Annotated in this window: 2 protein-coding genes; both read right to left on the reverse strand. The window is 64.4% G+C overall.

What is annotated here, in order from left to right; genetic code table 11:
- Window positions 1–121: 121 nt before the first annotated feature.
- Window positions 122–1,219 (reverse strand): ABC transporter permease, encoded by a 1,098-nt coding sequence (locus AC3AYF_RS20090; RefSeq protein ID WP_295036268.1) that lies wholly within the window; start codon window positions 1,217–1,219, stop codon window positions 122–124.
- Window positions 1,219–2,292 carry a microcin C ABC transporter permease YejB gene (locus AC3AYF_RS20095; protein WP_295036269.1) on the reverse strand — a complete coding sequence of 358 codons (1,074 nt, stop codon included), beginning with the start codon at window positions 2,290–2,292 and terminating at the stop codon, window positions 1,219–1,221. The genes AC3AYF_RS20090 and AC3AYF_RS20095 overlap by 1 nt, the downstream gene beginning before the upstream one ends.
- Window positions 2,293–2,475: the final 183 nt, after the last annotated feature.

Consider the following 2,475-nt stretch of genomic DNA (forward strand, 5'->3'; position numbering starts at 1 on the left):
CCGGACTCGCCCACGATGGCCACGGTCTCGCCACGCTCCACATGCAGGTCCAGCTCGGACACGGCTTGCGTCTCGCCGAAGTGGACCGATAACCGACGCAGTTCGAACAGGGGCGTTTGGCTCATGGCTGACTTTCCTGGTCGTGGTTCGCTGGCGTCGGACGCGCGGCAGCCGCCGAGGTGACGATATGGCGTGGGTCGAAGGCGTCGCGGAGGCCTTCTCCGATGAACACCAGCAGCGACAGCATCAGGCTCAGAGAAACGAAGGCCGTGATTCCCAGCCATGGTGCCTGCAGGTTGTTCTTGCCTTGTGCCACCAGCTCCCCCAGCGAGGGCGAGCCCGGCGGCAGGCCGAAACCGAGAAAGTCGAGCGCCGTCAGCGTAGTGATGGCGCCGGTGAACAGGAACGGGATGAACGTCAGCGTGGCCACCATGGCGTTGGGCAGCACATGGCGGCGCATGATCAGCCGGGAAGGCAGGCCCATGGCTCGAGCCGCCCTGACGTACTCGAGGTTCCTGGCGCGCAGGAATTCGGCACGCACGATGTCGACCAGGCCCAGCCAGGAGAACAGCAGCATGATCCCCAGCAGCCACCAGATATTGGGTTCGACCAGGCTGGCCAGGATGATCAGCAGGAACAGCACCGGGAGTCCCGACCAGATCTCGATCAGGCGCTGGCCGAACAGGTCGATCTTGCCGCCGTAGTACCCCTGCGCGCCGCCGATGAACACGCCGAGCAGGATCGAGCCCACGGTCAGGGCCAGGGCGAATGTCACCGACAGGCGGAAGCCGTACAGCACCCGAGCGAACACGTCCCGTCCCTGATCGTCGGTTCCCAGCCAGTGGCGTGAATCTGGCGGGGAGGGGACCGGGCCCTGAATGTCGCGATCGAGGGTCTGGTAGGAGAAGGGGACCGGGGGCCACAGCATCCAGCCGTGGCGATCGATCTGCTCGCGCACGAAGGGGTCGCGGTAATCGGCCGTGGTGGGGAGGAAGCCGTCGAACTCGGTCTCCGGGTAATCCACCAGCATGGGGAAGTACCACGCTCCCTGATACTGCATCACGATCGGCTTGTCGTTGGCGATCAACTCCGCCGCGAGGCTGAGCGCGAACAGCAGCCCGAAGAGCCACAGCGACCAGTAAGCGCGTCCATGGTGCCGGAAGACCTGGAGCCGCCGCCGGGTGATCGGCGAGAGCCGCTGACGTCGATTCGGTGTCATCACGACTCCCGGGTAGCAAAATCGATGCGTGGATCGACCCAGACATAGGTCAGGTCGGAGACCAGTTTCAACAGCAGACCGATCAGGGTATAGAGATAGAGCGTGCCGAAGATCAGCGGGTAGTCACGCTGCATGACGGCCTCGAAACCGAGCAGGCCCAGTCCGTTGAGCGAGAAGATCACCTCGATCAGCAGCGATCCAGTGAAGAAGATGCCGATCAACGCGGCCGGCATGCCGGCGATGATGATCAGCATGGCGTTGCGAAAGACGTGGCCGTAGAGCACGCGTCGGTCGGAAGCCCCCTTGGCGCGGGCGGTCAGTACGTACTGCTTGTGGATCTCGTCCAGAAAACTGTTCTTGGTCAGCATGGTCAGGGTGGCGAAGCTGCCGATCGCCGAGGCGGCGACGGGCAGCGCGATATGCCAGAAGTAGTCCTGAATCTTGCCCAGCAGGGAGAGCTCGCCGAAGTTGGCCGAGGTCAGCCCGCGCAACGGGAACCAGTTGAGGTAGCTGCCCCCGGCGAACACCACGATCAACAGAATGGCGAACAGGAATCCGGGGATCGCGTAGCCGACGATCACGATGCTCGAGGACCAGATATCGAACGCGCTGCCATGGCGTAGCGCCTTGCGAATGCCCAGCGGGATCGAGATCAGGTAGACGAGCAGGGTGGTCCAGAGGCCCAGCGAGATCGATACCGGCAGTCGATCCAGAATCAGGGTGGCGACCGGCTGACCCCGGAACAGGCTGTCGCCGAGATCGAACGTGGCGTAGTCCCGCAGCATGAGGGCGAAGCGCTCCCAGGCGGGCTTGTCGAATCCGAACTCCTCGGTCAGCGTCTGGCGCAACTGGTCGTTGACGCCCTGGAGGCGCCGGGAGTCGTTGCCGCCGACGCTGTCCCCGCCACCGCCTTCGAGGCCGGTGCTCGCGGTGCTGCTCAACCCCTCGAAGCGTGCCATCATCTGATCGATGGGGCCGCCCGGTGCCGCCTGGACGATGATGAAATTGAGCAGCAGGATCCCCAACAGCGTCGGGATCATCAACAGCAGGCGGCGAACGACGTAGCTGGCCATGGTCGGCAGTCACTCCTGTCCGCGCTGACGGGCGGCGATGGCGCCGGCCCGTTCGGGGTCGACCCACCAGACCGAGAAATCCGGCGTATAGCGCGGGAAAGGTCTGGGATACGCGAACTTGTTCCATACCGCGACGCGGGTGCCGTCGAAGTTCCACTGCGGCACGACGTAGAACCCCCACCG

The organism is Salinicola sp., from assembly GCF_982684285.1.